Below are 20,262 nucleotides of genomic sequence, written 5' to 3' on the forward strand. Positions count from 1 at the left end.
CCTCAGTCCGCCCCGCCCCCGGCCCGGACGAGCCGCCCTCGGGGCCGCAGCAACGGCACTGCGCCGGCGGGGGCGTACACGCTGAGCCGCCGTCGTTGACGGGGATCTCGACCGCGCCGTCCTGGCCGACCACGACCGGCGGGTGCCCGCCGATCACGCACTCCCACGTGGACCCGGCGTGGCGCTCGCCCACGACAAGGCGCTTCACGCCCGCGAGGCGGTCGGAGAACACCACGGCGCATCCCGACGACGGGTGCGCACTGTCCCCCTCGCGCGCGAAGCCCACGACGTCGGGGTCGTCGAAGGCGTTGTGCTGGGGCCCGTAGGCCAGGAAGCGGCGCGCGAGCACCAGGGCGGGCAGCTCGGAGACTGCGGGGAGCCCCCCGGATTCGGGCGTCCCGAAAACATCCCCCCAGAACACGCAGGGCAGTCCCGCCTCGTGCAGCAGGATGAGCGCGTAGGCGGACGGTTTGAACCAAGGCGCCACAGTCGACGCCAGCGACTGCCCGGGCTGCGTGTCGTGGTTCTCCACGAAGGTCACGGCCCGCGCGGGGTCGGATCCGACCAGTGTGCGCTCGAAGATCCGCGACAGGTCCATGTTCCCGTCCGACACCGAGGCGTCGTGCAGGCGGAAGTGCAGGGGCACGTCGAAGAGGCTCATGTGCGGGACCTGCTCGAGGTAGCGCTCCAGTTCGGCGACATCGCCCGACCAGTACTCCCCCACTGCGGGCAGCTCCCGCCCCGTGGAGCGGCGCAATTCGGCCAGCCAGCGGGAGAAGAAGTCGGAGCCCACGTGCTTGACGGCGTCCAGGCGGAAGCCGTCCACGCCCGTGGTCCGCACGTACCAGCGCCCCCACCGGTCGAGCTCGGCGCTCACCTCGGGATCGGTGACGTGGACGTCGCACCCCATCAGGTAGTCGTAGTTGCCGAGCTCGGCGTTGACGTTGTCGTTCCAGTGCTTGCCCTCGAAGAGCCACACGCCGCGCTGGCGCCGCCGCTCGTCCCAGTCGCAGCCGTGGAAGCGCGTCCAGTCCCACACGAAGTCCGAGTAGGCGGAGCCGCGCCCGGGGAAGGTGTAGCGCGTCCACGCCGTGATCCACTCCGCCTCCCCGAGCGCCCTGCAGCGGTCCGCCGGGTCCATGGGCGTGGCGCGCACGTCCTCCGTGGCGTCGCCGCCCATCCTGTGGTTGAGGACGATGTCGGCGATGACCCCGATGCCTGCGCGGTGCAGGGCGTCCACAGCCCGCAGGTACTCGTCCTTGGTGCCGTACTTGGTGGCGACGGAGCCCTTCTGGTCGAACTCGCCCAGGTCGTAGAGGTCGTAGACGCCGTATCCGACGTCCTCGGCACCGTACTTGCCCTTGTAGGCGGGCGGCAGCCACACGGAGGTCACCCCGTACTCGGCGGCCAGGGGAGCGTTCGCCTCCAGCAGCCGCCAGTGCGAGGAATCGGCTGGCAGGTCCCACGCGAAGGCCTGCAGCAGCAGGGGGTTGTGCTCTTGCGGCCGGCCCGCCGACGAGGCAGGGGCGGCGGGCGCTGATTCGCTGTCGTTCTCGCTCACCCTCCGATGGTGCCAGGTCGGCGGCCGGGGCGAAAGCCGGGCGGAGCCGGGCGTGTCGGGGCGGGCCGGCGGCAACGGGGCTCCTCCCGGTGGGCGCCGCCGCGCCCGAGGACCGCGCCGTCCCCGCGGCGGGCGGGCGACGGCCCCTCGCCGGACAACCGCTGTCACAGGCCCCGGGGCACCGGTCATGTACAGTTGCGACATGGAGTACGAGACGACCGCGCCCCCGTTGCGCCGCGGTGCGCTGATCGGGGCCGCCAGCGGCCTGGTGCTGGCGGCGGCCACGTTCTGCCCCCATTGGTCCGGCCAGTTGCTGGCCCCGCTGGCGCTGGCGCCCGTGTTCTGGCTGCTCGCCCGCGTCCGTGCCCGCCACGCCTACGCGGTGGGCGCGTGCTTCGCCCTGGCGTGGCTGGTCCCCACGACCTACTGGTACTACTCCTTCATGTCCGTGGGCGTCGCCGTCGGCGCGAGCATCGGGTGGGCGCTGCTGCAGGCGAACCTCTTCCACCTGGCGGCACTGCGCGACCGAATCGGCGTGCCAGGGGTGTGGCTGGCGTTCTCGGCCGCGTGGGTGGTCCTCACGTGGGCGCGAATGCGCCTGCCCGTCACCGAGGACTGGTGGATCCCCCACCTGGGTTACGGCGTGTGGCGCAACCCCGGCCTCGTGTGGCTGGGGGGATTCGGCGGCGAGGCCGCGCTGGAGGGCGCGGTGCTGCTCGGCGGCGCGGTCGTCGCGTGGGCGCTGCTGCGCTCCTCGGCGCGCGCGGCCGCCCTGGCCTTCGGCGGCGTGGCGCTCGCCGTCGTCTGCCTGGACGCGGTGGCCTGGAACCTGCCCGCGCGCCCCATCCCGCCCGCTCTCGCCCTCCAGCAGATGACGCGGGGAGGCGTGGACGCCCCAGCCACCGAGGAGGACGTCGACTCCCTCATGGCCGCGACGCTCGCCGCAGCGGGCGCCGCCCCCGCGCAGGGCACCACGGTCGTGTGGCCGGAGAACTCGGTCCCCGCCTCCGCCCATGCGCGCATCGCGGCCTTCGCCTCGGACAACGGGGTGAACATCGTGTACCACACCGCCGAGGCGGACGGGGGCGCGGTCTACAAGAAAACGGTCGTTATCGACGCCTCCACCGGGCGCGAGGCGCTGTCGAACTACAAGAAGCACCTCGCGCCGGACGAGGAGGTCGGCGAGCCCCGCGATACCGCGAACACCGCGGACCTGTCCGGCCACCGGGCCACATCCTACATCTGCTACGACCTGCACTACCCGGACGTCGTGGAGCGCCTGCGGGGAGCGCAGGCCGCCTACGTGCCCCTCAACGACGCCACCTACGGCTACCTGCAGAAGCAGTTCCACGCCGCTGACATCGCGCTGCACGCCGCTCAGGCGGGCACCACCGTCGTCGTCGCCGCGACCGACGGCCCCACGATGGTCGTGAACTCGAACGGCGTCGTCGTCGAGGAGCTGGTGGGAACCGCGCCCGGCCACGTCGCCGTCCCCTGAGGGCGCGCGGAGCGCGCAAGGACGCGCCCTGGCCGTAGAGGGGGCCGGGACCGCGGTTCCGATCCCGGCGCAGTCACCGGCTGGCCGTTGATCTCGCGGATCTTCGAGCTATCGGAGACCGCCGTCGCGCAGAAGAGCGTCGCCGACCCCGTCGTGATCAGGATCCCGCCGCGACCACGGGAGCAGCGCCCGTGCTGGACGACCGCCCCCCGCGACGGGCGTTATTCGACGCTGCCGTCCGCCTTCACGACGCACAGCCGCTCGTCTGAGAGGATCGTCGCCGCCCACCGCCTGCCCGTGGGGCCGACGCGCACGACGACACGGCCGGCCCGCGCCTCATCGAGTGCGCAGGCGGCCCGCTCGACGATGAGCGCCCGGAGGCGGTCGTCGGCCCCTTCCCCGGTGCCGAGGGGCCCTTCGCCTCCGCGGTCGTCGAGCAGCAGCACCTCGACGCCCCTGGCCCGCGACCGCCTCGCCGCTTCGACGACCGCGGTCCCCGTGAAGAAGGGGGCGCGGATCTCGTCGCGCAGCTCCGCTTCCAGCAGCCGCGCCTCCATGGCGAGCCCGGGCGTCATCTCCCGGTCCCTGATCGCCTCCAGGGTGCCCCGCGCCCGCTCTGAGACGTCGGCGAGTCCGGCGGCCATGACGGCGTTGAGCGTCAGCTGCTCCTCGCGCGCCAGGCGCGCCTCGCCCTCGGCCTCGAGGGCCTCCTCGATCGCAGTCGTCGCAGCGCCCGACTGGGATGTGAGGAGCAGCCAGAAGACGAAGGCGACGACGTGCCCCAAGGAGAAGGTGAACACGAGCGCGGGCTCCCTGCCCTGGACGGCGACCCATATCGCGGTGGCCGCGATGAGGGCCGCGCACCCCGCGACCGCCTCCGCAGTGCGCTGGCGCAGCAGGAGGAGCAGCACCAGGAACATCGAGGCGCCCGCGGACCACGCGGACCACCCCGGCCAGTGCGGTCCGACTCGGATCTGGGTGAGCGCCAGGAGGTTCGACAGCCCGACCACCGCCGTGCTCCCCCACCCCACCCACTCCGGCGGCCTGCGGTCGGGCCACTGCGCCACCAGCGCGGCTCCCGCGGCCGCCAGCAGCGCCAGCGAGAGGACGACCGGTGCCGGGTGGTAGTAGGCTCCTCGGCGGATCTCGACGGCAGTGATGTAGGCGTGGACGGCGACTGAGGCCACCGCGAGCATCCGAGCGCCCCTGGACTCCGCGGCCGCGCGGACCTGGGAGTCCCAAGCCGTGCGCGACGGCTCTTTGCGGTTGCGCCCGCGGCCCGCACGCCTCGCGAGCGCGGCCAGGACGGGTCCGCGCTTGGCCTGCTTGTCCCGGGGATCGCTCCACTCCAGGACGACCCGCGTCCCCCCGCCGGGGCACGAGGCCAGGGACGCCCTGCCCCCGACCGCCTCCATCCTGGCCACGATGGAGTCGCGGATCCCGTGGCGCAGCCCGGTTGGCCGGTCCGGGTCGAAGCCGCGCCCCGTGTCGGTGATCGTCACGCGCACCGCGCCGCCTTCGAAGACCAGTGCGACGCGGCACTGGGCGGGCCTGCCAGGGTCCGAGGCGTCGGAGCCCGCGTGGAGGCGGACGTTGTTGAGCGCCTCGTGGCCCGCGTCGATGAGCGCGGCGCCCGCCTCGGCGGGGAGCGCAGGGGCCTCCTGCGGCCAGCGGCACGTGATCGTCCAGTCCGGTTCCCTGGGTCGCACCTGCGCGGCGAGCGCGCCCAGCAGCTGCTCGGCCTCCACGGTCCCGCTGGAGGAGGGGCCGGGGGTGAGGGCGCTCAGGGCGCTGTCCGCTGCGGCGCGCACCTCGCCCTCCTCGACGCTGCGGTTGAACGCGAGGACCAGTGCTGAGAGGACGTAGTCGTGGATGAGGCCGTTGCTGCGCGCCCTGGCGCGCCCCCGCGCCCGCTCGTTCGCGAGGGCCCTCTGCGCCTCCCTGGTGTTCAGGCGCGTCCGGTCGAGGTCGTGCGCGATCCTCATCGCCCAATGCAGGGTTCCGGCGTTGAGCATGGAGAAGAGGAGGAAGTAGAGGGGGCCGATCGCGTTTTGCGGCAGGCCGTTGCCGGGGTCGGCCTCCATGAGGGCGAGGATCTGCAGGGGTGCGATCGCGCAGAGGTACGCCACAGTGTGGCGCTCCTCCAGGACAGCGGCGCAGCACAGCGCGGCGAGGGGGTACAGCGCCAGGACGGGGTTCGTGGCGGAGACGAGCGCGCGGAGGTACTCCGAGGGGATCGGGGACGAGAGGGAGGCCGAGGGCAGGGCCGCGCAGGCGACGACCAGCAGCAGGTAGCACACCAGGTAGAGGCGCACCAGCGCGAACCACCCGGTGTCCGCCCACGTGCGCGCGCGGGCGCGCGTGGCCACCGCAGTCGCCGCGGCGACGAGAGCGAACAGCCCGGCGGCCAGGGGGAGGCCGAGGTTCGGCGAGTAGACGGCCCATTGCGCCATCTCGGGGGGCGAGTCGCACGGGGGGATCAGTTGCGGCCCGCTGATGATGGTGATGAAGACGGCGACGAAGGCGGCCGTGAGGACGAGGACGCGCCTCAACTGCAGCGCGTAGGGGCCGAGGTGCCGCGGGCTCATCAGTCGAAGTAGCTGAGGAGTCCGTCTTCCGCGGCCCGCCGGAACAGGTCGACGCGGGACTCCGCGGGGCGGCCCGATTCCCTGTATTTCTCGCGGATGCGGGCGATGTACGTGTTGACAGTGTTCTTCGACACATTCAGTGCGCGGGCGACGGAGCCCGAGCGCTCCCCCGAGGCGTAGTGGGCGAGGATCCGCGCCTCCAGGTCCGACAGGCGCGAGGCGACGAAGTCCTCGTCGGCGTCCAAGGCGGCCGCCCAGTCGGGGGTCGGGCAGGTGGCGCCGTCGGAGGCTGCGAGCACCGCCTCGACGAGATCCTCGGGGGGCGCGGACTTGCGGACGATGGACAGCGCCCCTCCGGCGATCGCGCGGCGCACCAGGTAGGGGTCGTCGCCGGAGGTGTAGACGACCACTGGGACACCGCGCCCGTTGATGTCCGCGATGTTCTCATCGGGGGCGGATCCGTCGGCGAGGCGGAGGTCGAGGACCGCGACCTGCCCATGCTCCCACGGGGCGTCGGGAACGGTCGGGTACCAGCTGATGGAGGCGTCGGCGCACTGCGCCTCGAAGGCGGCCTTGACGCCGAGTCCGACGACGCGGTGGTCGTCGATGACGACGATCTGGGCGCGGGTGTCCTTCATCGTGCCTCCTGTGTTCGGATGGGGGCCTCCTGTGCGCGGACGGGAGGGGCCGGAACGGCACCGTGTTCGCCAGTCTAATTGCGGCCGCCTCCCCGCGCCGTCGCAGCGCAGTCCCCCGGGGGCGCGCTGAGGGACCGCGCACATGGTTCACGGGAACCTCCTTTACAATGGACGGTATGACCAACCGCCGTACCGCCCCCACGCTCGAGGACCACGGTGGCGCGGGCAGCGCCCCGGAGGCCGCCCCCACCGCTAACGACGACATCAGGGATGCGGTCCGCGCCCTCAACGAGGCGGTCACCCGTTTCTCGCGCGCCGTGGGCTCGGCCAGCGGCGATGCCTTCGGCACCAGCAAGAGCGCGGTGGCGGCGTCGCTCGACCAGGCGGCCCGCGACCTGGCCTCGGCCTCGCGCGCCGTCAGCGGCGTGTCCGGGAAGCAGGACGGGCGCCGCCGCAGGAGCGAGGAGACCCGGGCGCGCCTGCTCGAGGCCGGGCGCTCGATCTTCGCCGCCCAGGGCTACGACGGCGCCTCCGTCAGCGACATCGCTCAGAAGGCCGGGTACACGAAGGGCGCGTTCTACTCGTCGTTCCCGTCGAAAGAGGCCCTGTTCCTCGAGATCGTCGACCGCCTCGACACCGGCATGCGCTCCGTCCCCGGGGCCGGCTCGCTTTTCGCCTTGGCGGGCACCGATCCGCACGAATGGGTGACGGGCATCCAGGCGCTCCCCGCGGACGACGTGCTGCTGCACTTGGAGTCGTGGCTCTACGCGATGCGCCACGAGGACACCCGCGAGAAGCTCTCCGAGTCGTGGCACCGCTGGGTGGCGGGGATCGCCCTGGAGACCGCCCGCTTCTACGGCCGTGCCGAGCCCACTCAGGAGGACTTCGACACCGCCTTCGGCGTGATCGCGGTCGGGATTTTCGGACGCGTGTCAGCCAGCGCCTCCAACGAGGCGGGCCCCATGGTGGAGCGCGTCTCCCAGCGGCTCATCTCCACGCCCGGGGAGCAGCGGGACAGCGCCGACGACTGAGCCCGCCCCGCCTCCCCTGGGAGCCGCGCCCTCTACTCGACGGGGTTTCCTCCGCCCGCCCGGCCGCCGCACGCCTCCCCTGGGAACGGGGCACCAGCCGGACGCGGCCGCCCGCGCGATGGACTGGAGCGGGGGGACGGACGGTTCCGGCCCCCCGCTAGCGCTCCCACTCAGGCGACTGCCGCCTCTACCCTCAGTTCGGCCAAGGACGTGCGACGGCGCTTCGCGATGGCCGCCACCACCACGAGCAGGGACGCGCCCGTCCACAGTGCCAGTGCCCACGACGCCCGAGTGGGAGAACCCACTCCGAGCACGGCCCACCGCATCACCGTATCCGCGGCGGACAGGGGCATGATGGGACGCAACGCGCCGAAAGCGCCGCCCAGCGAGTCGGGCGGGGCTACGGCACTGAGCGTCGTGATCTGGGCCAGGGCACCGGCGCCGGAGGCGATCAGACCGCCGTTGCGCCCGAACACCCCGATCAGCGCCTGGTTGACGACTGTGAAGGCCGCGAAGACGCCTGTCGCGACTACGACGGCGCCGAGGGGGTGGGTGGGGACGACCCCGGCGAGAGCCAGGACTCCGGCCACCGCACCGCCTGCCAGGACGGACACGACCAGGGGCTTGGACAGGCTCGCCCATGCCAGTTGGGCCGGGGAGGACGGGGAGTCGATGCTCCGCGAGCTGAGGGCACCGGCTCCGACGACCCCCACCAGGGCTCCCACCCATGCTACGAGCGCGACCACCGTGGGAGCCCACAGCGCCTGCGCGTCGGCCGCCTGCCCGGAGGCGTCCACTCCGACGGGGGCGCCTATGGCCCGGGCGCTCTCATCAGCCTGGTCCTGGGTGTAGGAGGGCACCTGCTGCGCAGCGGCACCGAGCTGGTCGGCCAGGGAGTCGGCCCCAGACTGCAGTTGGCCCAATCCCTGGCCCAACTGCGCGGCAGCACCGCTCATCCGCCCGCCGCCCTGCGCCAATTCGGAACTGCCCGCGGCCAGTACCCCCGTGGCCCCGGACAGATCCTCCGCCCCTGCCGCCAGCTGGCCGGTCCCGGAGGCGAGTTCGGCTGCACCCGCGCTCAGGCTCGTCGAGGCCGAGGAGGCGCTCGCCGCGGCCCCGCTGAGGGCGGTCGAACCCTGGGCGACTCGCGCGGAGGCGTCCGACAGCGCGGGTGAGGCGGAGTTGAGCGCGGACAGGCCGCTCGCCATCTGGCCCACGCCCTCAGCGAGAGCGTGGGCGCCCGCGGAGAGCTGGTCGGCGGAGGAGCCGACCAGACCGGCGTCCATTCCTGATGACAGTTGTTCGAGTCCGCCGTCGAGTTGCGCCAGTCCACCACCGAGTTGCGCGGCGGCGCCGCCCACCTGACTCGCTCCTGACTCCAGTTGGCTTCGCAGCCCCGCAGCGCCCTGGTTGAGCTGCTGCGCTGCCGCGGTGATCCCGGCGCACGCCTCGGCGCTGCCCGCCTGGCACGCGCCGACGAGCCCCTCGATCTGGGACGCGCCCTCCGCCAGGGTTCCGGCTCCGGCGGCAGCGCCCTGCAGCTGGGTCTGCATCCCGGCGAGCCCGCTGGTGTCGAATTGGCCGAGCTGGCCGCGGATCTGCCCAATGCCCGCGTGGACGCCGGCGACGCCCGCGATGTAGGAGTCGATGGAGCCCGCCAGGGACTGGGCCCCGCTGGCCAGAGTTTGTCCGTTCGCGTCCAGCGCGCCAGCGCCCTGGACGTAGGCGGTGATCCCCGCGTCGAGGCGGGCCGCACCGCCGGAAAGGTCGTTGGCGCCGGAGTCGAGGGCGCCCAGGCCTCCTTCCAGTTGCGCGGTTCCCGAGGCGAGTTGACCGGCACCGGCGCTCGCAGCGGCCGTGTTCGCCGACAGCTGGTGGGCACCGGAGTCAAGTTGGCCGGCCCCGGAGGCCAGTTGGCCGAGACCGGAGTCGAGTTGGCCGGCCGCTGACGCCAGCTGAGCGGCGCCGCTCATCGCTTCGCCCTGGCCGTCGGCGACCTTGCGAGCACCGTCAGCGGCTGCGCTCAGCGAGTCGGAGACCTGACTCAGCCCAGTCATGGCGCGGCTGATATAGGCGATGGTGAGGGTGCCGCCGAATTGGGTGCCCGCTGCGCGGACGAGGGCCTCGTTGATCGCGCCGGCCCTCGCATCCGCCCCGTTCCCTGTTCTCACTGTGACGACGGGAGCGGCGGTGGACTCGCCCTCGATCACGGAGGCGAGACCCTGGGAGAAGTCAGCGGGTATGGTGACGACCGCCTGGTAGGCGCCGTCGTCGAGGCCGCTTTGGGCGCTTTGGGCCGATACGACCTCCCAGGTGAGGGAAGCTCCTGCGGGAGCGGGATCCTTGGTGAGCTCGGCGATGATCTGGCGCCCGCCGGGGATCTGGGTGCCATCCGCGGTGGTGGCGATCTGGTCGTCGTTGACGATGGCGGCGCGCACGCGCGAGGCCCCCCCATCGGCGTTGTCGGCGCCCGCCAGGGCCGCCAGCGAAAGCACGGCGGGCAGGAGCAGCAGGAATGCGTAGAGGATTCTGTGTTTTCTCATGGGTGTTCCTATGCGTTCGGAGCGGGGCCCGCGCCGACGGCGGGGGCGCTGGTGGTCAGTGGGGTGTCGGTGGCGGCCCTCAGGGGAACGGGGACGACGAGGCCGGTGGGTCCGGTGACGACGACGGTGCGGCCCTCGTCGAGCAGGCGGGCGACACGCCCCCACCGCCGCGTGCCCGGGTCGTCGACGACGATGATGCGCGCGTGGTCGGGCAGTGCCTCGTCGTGGGCTTTGAGGGCGGCGGTCTGGCGCTGGACGGAGGATGTCCCATCGGGCAGGACGTGCCCGACGACGACGACGCGCCCACGGGTGGGGCGCAGGCGCGCGCCGACCAATGCGGCGAAGGCGCGGCGCGCCACAGCGTCGTCGGAGCGCACGACGGCCAGGGCCCCGGGGCGCACGACCACGGACAGGTCCCGGAAGGCGGTGTCGCGCCCCTCGGAGACGGTGACACCCTCAAGGCGCAGGGCCGCCGCGCCGTGGGCCTCCACCCAGGCGGCGTGCTCGAGGGAGCGGTCGAGCCCCTCACCCTCGACGTCGACGATTGGCAGCAGTGCGTCGAGCCAACGCGGCAACCACCACGCCGCTCTGCCGAGCAGAGCCATGAGCGCGGGGATCAGGGTCATGCGCACCAGGAGGGCGTCGGCCAGCACCCCGACCGTGAGGGCGACGGCGATGGGTTTGATCTGGATGCTCTCCGAGCCGATGAAGGCCGCGAACACACCGATCATGATCGCCGCGGCGGCGGTGATGACCTGGGAGGAGCCGATGAACCCTTTGCGCACGGATTCCCTGGCGTCGCCGGTGCGGATCCACTCCTCGCGCATCCGCGAGACCAGGAACACCTGGTAGTCCATGGCGAGCCCGAAGAGGACGCCCATAGCGATGACGGGCAGGAAGGAGATGACGATCCCGACGCGCGAGACCCCCAGGGGCCCCGCCATCCACCCCCATCCGAAGACGAGGCCGACGGCGCCGAGCCCGGCTCCCAGGGACAGCAGGTATCCGAGGGTCGCGGTGACGGGCACAGCGATGGAGCGGAAGACGATCATGAGTAGCAGCATCGACAGTCCGACGACCACCGTTCCGAACGGGAGCATCGCGTCGCCCAGCTGGGCGGCGATGTCGATGGCGACGGCGGTGGAGCCGGTGACCATGAGGGCGCGGACGCCGAGCCCGTCCTCGATGGAGGCGGCGTCGGAGCGGATGGCGCTCACGAGCGCGGTTGTCGACGCGTCGGTCTGCCCCTTCTCCGGTCGGATTCTCACGAGTGCCAGCGTTCCGTCCTGGTTGGGGGTCGCCAGGGGGATGTCGGCGACGCCCCGCATGGCCCGCAGGCGCTCCGCCAGGGAATCCACGGCGCCGACAGGATCCCTCGACTGGGAAATGTCCCCCATGACGATGATGGGCGCGTTGTAGCCCTCGCCGTAGGCGTCGGCGATGGCGTCGTAGGTGGTGCGGGCCTCCGAGCCGACGGCGTGGTAGCCGTTGTCGGGCAGCCCGAGGCGCAGGCCGGTGACGGGGACGGCGGCGGCGCCCAGAACCGCGATGACCGCGAGGACGGTGAGTGCGGGCACTCGCGTGGTGGCCGCGATCCAGCGGCTCGCGACGGGGTGGTCGTCCCGCGCGGCGCGTCGGCGGCGAGGCCTGGCGCGTTCGCCGAGCAAGCCGAGCAGCGCAGGGGTGGCGGTGATGGCGACGAGGACCGCGATGACGACGACGCCCGCGGAGGAGAATCCCATGACAGCCAGGAAGGGGATGCGGGCGACGGCGAGGCCGCACAGCGCCACGACCACGGTGGCGCCGGCGAAGACAACAGCGGAGCCCGCCGTCGCGTTCGCGCGGGCGGCCGCCTCGGCGGGCGCGATGCCCCGGGCCAGGTACTCCCGGGAGCGCGCGATGATGAAAAGGGCGTAGTCGATGCCGACGGCCAGGCCGATCATCACGGCGAGCACCGGGGTGACAGAGTTCACGTCGACGAGGGCGGCCGCCACGAGGATCGCGAGCATCCCCGTGCCCACGCCGATGAGGGCGCTGACGATGGGCGCTCCCGCGGTGGTGAGCGATTTGAAGGTCCCCAGCAGCACGATGGCGGCGATGAGGACGCCGAACAGTTCCGTCGCCGACAGGGCGATGCCGGTTTCCAGCTCGAGGCTGTCACTGGTCATCGAGATCAGTCCCGGGTCCTGAGCGGCAGCGCGTTCGCGCAGTGAGGCGATCTGTCCGGCGACTTCCTCGGCCCTGCCCGTGGGACCCGAGACCACTGTTCCGACGCTCGTATCGGTCTGGATCTCCACAAGCGCGTGGCGGGAGTCGGGGGAGACGGCAGTGGCCCCCTCGGCGAACGGGTCGCCCACCAGTGCGACGCCGTCGATCTGGCGGACTCCCTGCACGAACGCGTCGATCGCGACCCTGTGCTGCTCGATGGGGGCGTCGGCGGAGGTGAAGAGAACGCGCTCGGAGACGCCGGCGGCTTGGGGAACGCGTTCGGCGAGGACGGCGAGCCCCCTCATGGATTCCACGTCGTTGATGGCGAAACTCGCCGTGAGGTTGACGCCCAACGCGCCGACGCAGGCCCCGAGGACCACTAGGATCGCGGTCCACGCGAGGAGGGTGCGCCCAGCCCGCGTGGCGCACCAGCGGCCGAGTCTGTAGAGCAGGGAGGACATCAACACCCCTTCACATTCGATACATTCTTGAACTTGATTCATAAATATATCAGATTTGCTCGGGTATGATGAACGCACTGGGCCGACGGCCACCAACGGGGCGGCCCCGCCTCCATACCCCGCGGCGCCCGCACCCGTCCAACCCCGGCACCGGCCCGGTCGGAACCCGATCCGACCAGACGCCCGCGCCCAGCACATCCGCGCCGCCCATGAGGAAGGAGACCCCGTGGCATCCGACCCGACCACACTGCGCAAGCGTGAGAACACGCGTGCGCGCCTGCTTGACGCCGCCGAGGAGATCATGATCACCAAGGGCATCGGCGCAGCCCGGATCGACGACGTCGTCAGAGCCGCCGGGTTCTCGCGCGGTGCCTTCTACTCGAACTACTCCTCGATGGACGCTCTCATGATCGACCTCATCAACTCCCGTTCCGAGAGGATCACCGCGCGCGCCACCGAGGCCTTCGACGCCATCGACGGGCAACCCAACGTCGACGCGGTCATGCGGGCCATCGAGACCTTCCGCCCCGAGGCCCAGCGGATGAACATCATGGCAATGGAGTTCGACCTGTACCGGATGCGCCACCCGGAGTTCGCCAAGGAGCTGGGGACGAAGAGTCTGGGGGAGCACTCCACGCTCGACTCGTTCATCCAGGGGCTCGCCGCGCGCCTGCTCGAGCGCATGGGGAGGCGCCCCACGATCCCCATCCCCACGATCTCCCGGCTCCTCGGAGTCTTCTACATGGACTCGCTCATCGACCGATCAGGGGCGGGCGACGACGCCACCCCCTTCATGCGCACGGTCATCGAGGCCGTGCTGGTCGCCTTCTCCCAGCCCGTCAGCCCCGGCGACGCCTGCACCGCAGGTGTTCGGAACGGCGACTCCTCCTGCCCCGCGGACGACCTCGCCTCATTGCTGACCTCCTTCGGCCCCGTGGCCACTCCGCCGGATCCCCGCTCCGCCAGCGGCGCCCGCCCCGGGACTACCCCCCTGCCGCGAGGACCGGGCGCCGAAGGGGAAACGGGACCCGCCGGAACCGGCCCTCAGTCCAGCGACGAGACGAAGGCGGCTACCGAGTCGAGTGCGGCGCGCGCCTCCGGGGATGAGACGAGCGCGACGTAGTCGTGGATCCCGCCGGGCTCGACGCGCAGGCGGATGTCCGCGCCGCGGGCGCGGGCCTTGCTGGCGAAGAGCTCCACATCGGGCAGTAGGATGTCCCGGTCGCCCTGGTAGACGCGGGTCGGCGGCAGGCCCCGCAAGTGGTCGTGCAAGGGGCTGACGCGCGGGTCGGCGGTCCCGAGGCCCCCCGCCCACTCCTTCCCGCACCAGACCAGGCCGTCGATGCCGAGCATCGGGTCCAACCGCGCCATGGGCGCTATCCGGGGGTTCGACATGGACACGTCCACCCACGGCGAGAACAGGACCAGCCCGTCGGGAGCGCGCACGCCAGCGTCCCTGCGCTGGATGGCCAGGCTCAGCGCCAGTCCCCCGCCCGCGGAGTCGCCCGCCAGAACGACCCTGCCCGGGGCGCCGAGGACCTGGTCCATGAGAACCCCCAGGGGGGCGAATGCCTCGGCCGCCGTGTGCTCGGGGGCGCGGGGGTAGGCGGGGACCACGGCCGCCGCGCCCGTCCGCTCCACGAGGGCGTCGATGAGCAGCCAGTGCGCCCAGCTGATGGGCGAGACGTAGGCGCCGCCGTGCAGGTAGACGACGACCGTTCCGGAGCCCGTGGCGCGCGGCTCCACCCGGGTGACGCGCATCCCGGCGACAATGGTGTCGCTGATCCGGTGCTTGCGCCACATCCAGCAGGGCACACGGGCGCCGCGGCGGGGCAGCGCCATAGAGCGCCGGGTGAGCTCCTCGGAGTCGAGCATCCGGGGGACCAACCGGAAAACGCCCCGCGTGAGCGCCATTTCCAAAGACATAGGCCGGCCTTTCCGCACAGTGGCCGCCGACTCAGCGGCCACTGCTCATTCTAGGCGCAGGAGGGCGTGACGTTGCGCGGGGATGGGGCCCGGGGTGCGGGCACTCGGAGCGCGGCCCGGCCCCGCTTCGATTGGGTCTACCCGTACTCGTATTCAGCCATGGGCTTGAACTGACCGATCTCCACCTCGACGCGGGAGTAGCCCGCGTAGAGCCGCACACCGAACCCATCGACCGCGAACAACTGCATGAGCGTTCCAGCCGTGCTCGCCTCGCACCCGAATGGCGGGCCGTAGCGTTGCGCGAGCGCCTCCCCGATCCCCCTCGCGTACTCGACCACCTCGCGGTCGTCGAAGCGCACACGCGCGGCGGGCGGCTCCACCAGGCTGACCCTCCAGCCGTCATCGCGTTTGGGATTCGCGCTCCACCCGTCTGCTTCGAACACAGGTCCGTCCCCACCGCGCGCTCTGCGCGCGCCGTGCTTCTTGAAGACCCGGGCCGCCTTGCGGCCCCGCCTGATGTCCCCCACGATCATGAGGACCTCCGGCGCGCCGAGCCCCGCGCGGAAAGGCGCGCGGCGGATCTCGATGGGCTCCTCCTCCTGCTCCACGGGCGGGCGCGCTATCAGGCGCCGCAACTCCCCCACGCTCAGTGGCTCCCACGTCTTCTCCCCCTCGTCGAAGTCGTCGGCGCTGATGCCCTCGTGCTCCCATTCCGGCCCGATGGGCGCCTCCGCGTAGAAATGGTGCGCCTCGTCCCGTTCACAGAAGGCGAAGCCGACGGACATGAAAGGCGCGCCGTGCGCGAGTCCGGCGATGGCCATCCCCATTCCCACGGGGTGGCTCCCGCTCCACCGTTCCAGGATCGAACGCGGCACCAGCAAGGCCTCCCCCGTGGACTCGACCATGACCTCGACGCCTTCGGGCAACGCCGTGAAGAACACGTCCCCCAACTGCGGCGCCGTCATCCTCCAGCGGAACGGGCGCCTCCATTCGGGCGGGGTCATCGCGATGTCAGCGGGCAGCTCATCGAGCGTCGGCGCTATCAAGTCACTGAAGGAGTCCCATGTCCCAACGGGGTACGCGCCCGGGTAGAACACCCACATACCCGGGATCTGGCAGATATCGACCGACCAGTAGAACGGGTAGTCGGCGGGATCCGCCCACTTGAACGTCCTGTACTCCTCGATGTCAATGGCGTACTCCGTGTCCATTCCACGCACACTGAGCTCGAACGGCCAGTCCCCGCGCGCCCGTTGCGCCTCGACCTCGAGGGTCCGGTCGTCCACGACCCAGCGGAAACGCAGGCCGGGGCCGTGCATCGAGATCGGTTCGGCCTCCAGGACCTGCGCGAGGCGGCGGAGGAAACGATGGATCCCCTCCTCGTCCAAAGGCGCGCCGACCATCCGCGAGATCTGATCGCATACCAGCATTTCCGGGCGCATACCGGTGTCCTCCTACGCGTTGGCCCCACCCAATCCTACGCCGCCAGGGCCCCGCGGCATGGAGGGCGCCTAGTGCTGCTCGGCGGCCCCGGGAGGGCCCGCGCTCCAGCGGCGGCCCATCCGAACGCGCGCCATACTGAAAGAGAGGGTAAAGAGGGGTTCACTCGCGCCCCATACACTGTTAACCTGAGGGGGAAGGACCAGACACCGGCGGGCGAGGCGACGGAGCCCCCGCCGTCGGCGAACGACTCGAGGAGGGGCATTCTATGACACGTCCGAACACCGCTGACTCGCGTGACACCAACGTCAAGTACATCGCAGCGGTCGCGAAGATCCTGCACGCGAACGCCGAGGCGACCGCGGAGGGGTGGACCGAGGTGGGCCTGCTGGTCAACAAGGCGCCCGACAGCCAGAAGGTCTCCACCTACGCCGCGCTCGAGCGCGGCTCCGAGCACTTCGACGACTGGCTGACCCCGTCGGCGTGGGACGAACTGGGCAAAGTGCTGGCCGCCTGGCAGTTCGACCTCACCCAGCAGGGCCACCCGAAATGGACGGCGATGTTCCTGGGCGGCGTGCGCGACGGAGGGCTGGCGTGGCTGCCCGATTACTCGCCCACCTTCGGCAAGTGGCGCATCCACAGGAAGCACTCGAACCTGCCGGCGATCCAGGAGGGGCTGGAGAAGGCCGCCCGCCTTTGAGGGCCCCTGCCCCAACGTGCTTGTCCGTGCACCGAGCTCCCCGCCCGCGCGGGGCTCCCTGCAGCCACGACCCCTCCCCCGCGAACACGTTCGGGCCCGGGCCGGTGCGCGGGGCTCCCTGTCCGCGCGCGGGGCTCCCTGTCCGTGCTCCGGGCCCCTTGTCCGTGCCCGGAGCGCGAGCCGCACTGCCCGCCCGCGCCCGGCCAGCGGTGCGCGCCCGCCTAAACCTTCGCGGAAGGACCCCCATGGGATTCTCCTACTCCCTTGACCGCTTCGAGGGCGGACGCGTCGTTTCCGGCGACCGCTCCGGCCTGGACTTGTTCCTACGCCGTCGGCGCTTGCGACTGGGCTTCTTCTTCAAGGGGGATGACGACTGCCTCCTAACCGACGAGGCGGGCGAACTGTTGATCTACGAGGACGGGGTCCCTCGCGACCTCGTCCTGCACGGGGTCGACGAATCCAGCGGGAGGACGTTCGGCGGATACGTGGGGCACTCCCACCTCACCCCCGACGAGTGCGACCTCGTTTTCGATCTGTGCGCATCCACCGGCCTGCTGGTCCTCAACCACCAGGGGAACCCGACGTTCATCATCCCCGCGGGCAACCACGCCCTCGCACAGCTCCCCACCGACGTACTGGCCGAGGCCGAGAGCAATGGGGGCCGCGAGATCGCGTTCGTTGACAACGGCGCTCAACTGCTCGCCGCCATGGCCGACGGGATGGAGCGCTTCATCGCGTACCGCGACCAGGTGCTGAGCGGCCGGGGCCCCTCGTTCGGCCCGGCATCGACGGCCACGGCCGCCCCCGGCGCGCCGGGAACGGACGCAGGAGCCGACGGGCCTCGCCCGGAGCGCAAGCCGCACTGCCCGCCCGAGTCGGCGCGGCGCGACTCCCAGCCTCCCGCCTCCCACGGCAAAAGCGCTGATAAACTTATCAAACGCCCGAAGCTTTGATAAACTTATCACCATGAGGACTCCGCTGGACTCGCCCTTCAGCCCTGGATCCGACACCGTCCCCCACGTGTGGGCGGGTCGGGTCGAGCAACTCAGCGACTGGCGCGATGTCGTGCGCCCGCGTCGGCGCGCGGGCATTCACGAGCGCGGGCGCACCATCCTCGGCGAAGCCGGGTCGGGCAAGTCCGCACTGGTCCGCAAAATCGCGCACTCCGCTGCGGCCGAAGGCGACTGGACGACGCCCCAGCTCAGGATCCCCTCCGGTACCGACCCCGTGAAACGGGTGGCGTCGGCCCTCCTGCGCCTCGCATCCGACGCGGGACTGCCCAGTGCCCGCGAGCGCCGCATCGCCGACCTGCTCGGCCGGGTCGAATCGATCGCCGCATCAGGATTCGGGCTCACGGTGCGGGCGCACGCAGGACCCGAGCCGTACACGGCGCTCACCGAGCTCCTCGTCGAGATCGGCCGTGCCGCGATCCATGCTGACGCGGTGGTCGTCATCCACATCGACGAGGTGCAGAACATCATCGACGAAGCGGCCCGCTCGCAACTGCTCATCGCCCTCGGCGACGCGCTGGCCCACGAGGAGGAGATCTTTCTGCCGGGCGGTCCGCGCGCCTCTCGCGCTCTCCCGATCGCCGTGTACCTCACCGGCCTCCCTGAGTTCGCCGACATGGCGGGGGCCAGGACGGGCGCGACCTTCGCACGGCGTTTCCGCACGACGATCCTCGAACCGATCAGTGACAACGACCTTCTGGTCGCGCTCCACCCGTTCGTGACCGAGGGATGGCAGGTGCCCGGCGGCGAGCGCGTCTACATGGAGGCATCAGCACAGCGGGCCATAGTCGAGCTCTCGCGCGGCGAGCCGTTCCTCTTCCAACTGGCGGGCGAGCGCTCCTGGTACGCGGGAACCGACGACCTCATCACCGCCGAGCAGGTAGCATCGGGGTGGCGCGGCGCCGCCCACGAGGCCGAGACCCACGTGCAGCGCATCCTGGAGCGCCTGCCCGCCCGGGAACGGGCGTTTCTCGAAGCGATGGCGCAGTTGCCGCCTCCGGAGCGGACCCTGACGAACATCGCGCGCGCACTCGACTACCGTCGGGCCTCCGACGCGGGACCGACCGCCCAGCGCCTCGACCTCATCCGGCGCGTGATCCGCAGGGGCCGCCCCCACTACACGTTCCGCAACAGGGCGGTGGGCGCCTACTTGGAGTCCGACTGGCCGGAGTGACCACCTTCCGGGAGCGGGGGAGGTGCCGGAGCCCCGATGCGCGGCGCGCCGTCACTGCGGGAACCGGTCAGTTCCCGCATCTCCTCCTCGGGGAGCCGCATCCGCTCGGCGAGCATCCCGGTGATCGCGTCCAGGCCCGCCTGATCGGACTCGTCGGCAGGGCCGAAGCTCCAAGTGAGGTTCTCCTCTTTGGTGATGACGTCGAGTTCCGCGCGGCCCTCCTTGCCGCCCCGGCGCCTGACGTAGCGGATCTCGTCGTTGGGGATCTCGCGCCAGAACTCGCCCCGGCTGCGCAGATCCGCGAGCTTCGCCTCGACGACCCGCTGATCGGTGATTGCGATCACCGTCTGCTGCCGGGCGTCCGTCGCGTGGGCGAAGCCGACGAGTTCCTCGTCCCGCGCGAGCGTCCAGCGCAGAACCTCCAGGAGCTCTTTGGCCTCCTCATCGGTGCGCTTCCCCATGACGCGGGCATGGGGCTCGGGGTCCCGCGGGGACGCCAGGCCGATGACCGCGGCGAACCGCCCCACCCCTTCCGCGAGTTTCTGAATCGCGTTCTGCGCCCCGTCGCCGGGCTCCCGGGTCTTCTTCCGTTCGCCGGCAAACAGGCCCTTCACCACGTCGTTGATGCCTCTGACAACTGTCTTATCGAGGAGGCCCTTTTCGATCGCCGCGGCCAGGTGGAATCCGCGATTGAGCGCGTCCACCAGTCCGGTCATCATTCCGATCGCGTTCTCGTAGTCCTCACGGGCGTCAGCGGCGACGAACTCAGAAAGCTCCGCTTCCTTCGGATCATCCCTCCCCTCGTCGCGAAGGCGCGCGGCCCTCAGCGCCCGGTACACGCAGTTTATGCGCTCCACCGTCATGTAGCACTCCAAGTCGATGAGGATCTGCGGCCCGTTCTCCATGACGTGCGCCCGCACTTCGTCGGCCGACGACCCCCTCAGCGCCCGCGCCTCGTTCACGTGCCCTTCGACAAAGCGCCGGTACTTCTCCCTGTAGTCGTTGATCTTCGCCTGCTGCCCCTGCACTTCCTCCCACACCCCGGGGGTCACCCTGCGGATCCGCTTCGCCTCCTCGAACGCCTGATCCACCACGCGCGCGATCCCGGCGAGCTCGTCCTGCCGGTCCTCGTTCATTCCCTTGAGGATCTTGCGCGCGATCCCGCGGGTCTCCTTCGCCGTCTTCTCCAACCTGCCCAGTTGCAGCTGCAGCGCGACCATCATGAAGGCAGGGCCCAGGGACGCCAGAACAGTGCCCCCAGCGGCCTGCGGGCCGACTGGCTTCCAACGGACCTGCCTGGCGAACCGCCCGCCCGCGTCCGTCAGGACGCCGAGGTTGTCGCCGCCGCTCACGAGGGGTTTCAGCCCCCCGTTCATCGCTGCCACGGTGTCCGGGGTGAGGCGCACGAGCCCCTGCAGGTTCCCGACCGCTGCTACGGCGGAAGCCGTTTGTGCGAGAACGCCCGCTGTTCCGAGCACCTTGTC

The 20,262-nt window shown here is 71.4% G+C and carries 14 protein-coding genes; 6 read left to right on the forward strand and 8 right to left on the reverse strand.

Annotated elements, in window-relative coordinates:
- Positions 1–1,561, reverse strand: a 1,561-nt coding sequence (locus BH719_RS03460) for an alpha-amylase (RefSeq protein WP_009743361.1), incomplete at its 3' end; no start/stop codon positions are given.
- A 202-nt stretch (positions 1,562–1,763) separates the two neighbouring features.
- Here BH719_RS03460 and BH719_RS03465 point away from each other — a divergent pair.
- The gene (locus BH719_RS03465) at positions 1,764–3,059 is read left to right on the forward strand and encodes a nitrilase-related carbon-nitrogen hydrolase (protein WP_069774626.1); all 1,296 of its coding nucleotides are present in this window, start codon (positions 1,764–1,766) and stop codon (positions 3,057–3,059) included.
- Between the two features lie 221 nt (positions 3,060–3,280).
- On the opposite strand, the gene BH719_RS03470 is transcribed toward BH719_RS03465, so the two are convergent.
- Positions 3,281–5,647: a sensor histidine kinase gene (locus BH719_RS03470; protein ID WP_009743363.1), complete on the reverse strand. Its 2,367-nt coding sequence runs from the start codon at positions 5,645–5,647 to the stop codon at positions 3,281–3,283.
- Entirely contained in the window at positions 5,647–6,285 is a 639-nt protein-coding gene (locus tag BH719_RS03475; RefSeq protein WP_009743364.1) for a response regulator transcription factor, read from the reverse strand. The genes BH719_RS03470 and BH719_RS03475 overlap by 1 nt, the downstream gene beginning before the upstream one ends.
- Positions 6,286–6,461: 176 nt before the next feature.
- Between BH719_RS03475 and BH719_RS03480 the strand changes: the two genes are divergently transcribed.
- Positions 6,462–7,316, forward strand: coding sequence for a TetR/AcrR family transcriptional regulator (locus BH719_RS03480; RefSeq protein ID WP_034255200.1), 855 nt, complete (start codon positions 6,462–6,464; stop codon positions 7,314–7,316).
- A gap of 170 nt (positions 7,317–7,486) precedes the next feature.
- Here the strand turns inward: BH719_RS03480 and BH719_RS03485 are convergent, their stop codons facing one another.
- The gene (locus tag BH719_RS03485; RefSeq protein ID WP_009743366.1) at positions 7,487–9,859 is read right to left on the reverse strand and encodes a YhgE/Pip domain-containing protein; all 2,373 of its coding nucleotides are present in this window, start codon (positions 9,857–9,859) and stop codon (positions 7,487–7,489) included.
- 8 nt (positions 9,860–9,867) lie between these two features.
- Positions 9,868–12,528, reverse strand: coding sequence for an MMPL family transporter (locus BH719_RS03490; RefSeq protein WP_157098170.1), 2,661 nt, complete (start codon positions 12,526–12,528; stop codon positions 9,868–9,870).
- Between the two features lie 226 nt (positions 12,529–12,754).
- Here BH719_RS03490 and BH719_RS03495 point away from each other — a divergent pair, with 226 nt between their 5' ends.
- Positions 12,755–13,651 (forward strand): TetR/AcrR family transcriptional regulator, encoded by an 897-nt coding sequence (locus BH719_RS03495; RefSeq protein ID WP_009743368.1) that lies wholly within the window; start codon positions 12,755–12,757, stop codon positions 13,649–13,651.
- Here BH719_RS03495 and BH719_RS03500 read toward each other — a convergent pair.
- Together BH719_RS03500 and BH719_RS03505 are read right to left on the reverse strand one after the other, a co-directional pair.
- Positions 13,573–14,454 (reverse strand): alpha/beta hydrolase, encoded by an 882-nt coding sequence (locus BH719_RS03500; protein ID WP_009743369.1) that lies wholly within the window; start codon positions 14,452–14,454, stop codon positions 13,573–13,575. The two genes, BH719_RS03495 and BH719_RS03500, sit on opposite strands and share 79 nt — an antisense overlap.
- A gap of 137 nt (positions 14,455–14,591) precedes the next feature.
- The gene (locus tag BH719_RS03505) at positions 14,592–15,884 is read right to left on the reverse strand and encodes a hypothetical protein (RefSeq protein ID WP_157098171.1); all 1,293 of its coding nucleotides are present in this window, start codon (positions 15,882–15,884) and stop codon (positions 14,592–14,594) included.
- Positions 15,885–16,162: 278 nt separating this feature from the next.
- Between BH719_RS03505 and BH719_RS03510 the strand changes: the two genes are divergently transcribed.
- The 3 genes from BH719_RS03510 to BH719_RS03520 all read left to right on the forward strand — a co-directional run bounded on the left by BH719_RS03510 (position 16,163) and on the right by BH719_RS03520 (position 18,778).
- On the forward strand, positions 16,163–16,594 hold the full coding sequence (locus tag BH719_RS03510) for a hypothetical protein (RefSeq protein ID WP_009743371.1): 432 nt from the start codon (positions 16,163–16,165) through the stop codon (positions 16,592–16,594).
- A 245-nt stretch (positions 16,595–16,839) separates the two neighbouring features.
- Entirely contained in the window at positions 16,840–17,547 is a 708-nt protein-coding gene (locus tag BH719_RS03515) for a hypothetical protein (RefSeq protein ID WP_009743372.1), read from the forward strand.
- Positions 17,548–17,560: 13 nt separating this feature from the next.
- Positions 17,561–18,778: an ATP-binding protein gene (locus BH719_RS03520; RefSeq protein WP_009743373.1), complete on the forward strand. Its 1,218-nt coding sequence runs from the start codon at positions 17,561–17,563 to the stop codon at positions 18,776–18,778.
- On the opposite strand, the gene BH719_RS03525 is transcribed toward BH719_RS03520, so the two are convergent.
- Positions 18,751–20,256 carry a hypothetical protein gene (locus BH719_RS03525; RefSeq protein WP_157098172.1) on the reverse strand — a complete coding sequence of 502 codons (1,506 nt, stop codon included), beginning with the start codon at positions 20,254–20,256 and terminating at the stop codon, positions 18,751–18,753. The genes BH719_RS03520 and BH719_RS03525 overlap by 28 nt on opposite strands.
- Positions 20,257–20,262: the final 6 nt, after the last annotated feature.

Source organism: Pauljensenia hongkongensis (assembly GCF_001746855.1).
GTDB classification, from domain to species: Bacteria; Actinomycetota; Actinomycetes; order Actinomycetales; family Actinomycetaceae; genus Pauljensenia; species Pauljensenia hongkongensis.

Excerpts from the sequence above, each read along its gene's own strand:
- BH719_RS03465 (WP_069774626.1), top strand. The coding sequence starts at position 1,764 with ATGGAGTACGAGACGACCGCGCCCCCGTTGCGCCGCGGTGCGCTGATC.
- BH719_RS03470 (WP_009743363.1), bottom strand. The coding sequence starts at position 5,647 with ATGAGCCCGCGGCACCTCGGCCCCTACGCGCTGCAGTTGAGGCGCGTC.
- BH719_RS03475 (WP_009743364.1), bottom strand. The coding sequence starts at position 6,285 with ATGAAGGACACCCGCGCCCAGATCGTCGTCATCGACGACCACCGCGTC.
- BH719_RS03480 (WP_034255200.1), top strand. The coding sequence starts at position 6,462 with ATGACCAACCGCCGTACCGCCCCCACGCTCGAGGACCACGGTGGCGCG.
- BH719_RS03485 (WP_009743366.1), bottom strand. The coding sequence starts at position 9,859 with ATGAGAAAACACAGAATCCTCTACGCATTCCTGCTGCTCCTGCCCGCC.
- BH719_RS03490 (WP_157098170.1), bottom strand. The coding sequence starts at position 12,528 with ATGTCCTCCCTGCTCTACAGACTCGGCCGCTGGTGCGCCACGCGGGCT.
- BH719_RS03500 (WP_009743369.1), bottom strand. The coding sequence starts at position 14,454 with ATGTCTTTGGAAATGGCGCTCACGCGGGGCGTTTTCCGGTTGGTCCCC.
- BH719_RS03505 (WP_157098171.1), bottom strand. The coding sequence starts at position 15,884 with ATGCTGGTATGCGATCAGATCTCGCGGATGGTCGGCGCGCCTTTGGAC.
- BH719_RS03510 (WP_009743371.1), top strand. The coding sequence starts at position 16,163 with ATGACACGTCCGAACACCGCTGACTCGCGTGACACCAACGTCAAGTAC.
- BH719_RS03515 (WP_009743372.1), top strand. The coding sequence starts at position 16,840 with ATGGGATTCTCCTACTCCCTTGACCGCTTCGAGGGCGGACGCGTCGTT.
- BH719_RS03520 (WP_009743373.1), top strand. The coding sequence starts at position 17,561 with ATGAGGACTCCGCTGGACTCGCCCTTCAGCCCTGGATCCGACACCGTC.